The sequence below is a fragment of the Paratractidigestivibacter sp. genome (assembly GCF_052362415.1).
GTDB lineage: Bacteria > Actinomycetota > Coriobacteriia > Coriobacteriales > Atopobiaceae > Paratractidigestivibacter.
The window spans coordinates 1,131-1,838 of record NZ_DAWEMK010000198.1 but is presented as its reverse complement, the minus strand read 5'-3'; the positions used below and the strand labels follow the sequence as shown (position 1 = coordinate 1,838).

The window sequence follows — 708 nt, the reverse complement described above, 5'->3', positions numbered from 1 at the left end:
TCGAGGCCTCGGGCTACGTCGCCCCCGACGGCGTCCCCGCCAAGCTCGACAACGTCCGCTGCGCGGTCGAGACCTTCGTCACCACCGGCACCGTGATCGTCGCCGGCGAGGTCCGCACCGAGGCCTACGTCGATGTCCAGAAGGTCGCGCGCGAGACCATCCGCCGTATCGGCTACGACCGCGCGAAGTTCGGCTTCGACTGCGACACCTGCGGCGTCCTCAACCTCATCCACGAGCAGAGCGCCGACATCGCCGCCGGCGTCGACGAGTCCTACGACGCCCAGGCCGGGCGCACGACCGACCCCATCGACGAGGTGGGCGCCGGCGACCAGGGCATGATGTTCGGCTACGCCTGCGACGAGACCCCCGTCCTCATGCCGATGCCGCACTACCTCGCGAGCCGCATGGCCGAGCGCTTGGCCGCTGTGCGCAAGAACGGCGCCGTGCCCTACCTGCGCCCCGACGGCAAGACCCAGGTCACCGTCCGCTACGAGGACGATAAGCCCGTCGAGGTCACCGCGGTCGTCGTCTCGACCCAGCACTCCGACGAGGTCGAGGACATGGGCCTCATCAAGGCGGACATGGTCGACCACGTGATCGCCCCCGTGCTCAACGAGGTCGGCATCAAGTGGGACAACGCCGACATCTACGTGAACCCGACCGGCCGCTTCGTCGTGGGCGGCCCCATGGGCGACACCGGCCTCACCG

The 708-nt window shown here is 69.5% G+C and carries 1 protein-coding gene; it reads left to right on the top strand.

The genetic code is table 11. The features are described from left to right. Nucleotides 1-708, top strand: a 708-nt coding sequence (locus ACT84W_RS10880; RefSeq protein WP_444329236.1) for an S-adenosylmethionine synthetase N-terminal domain-containing protein, incomplete at both ends; no start/stop codon positions are given.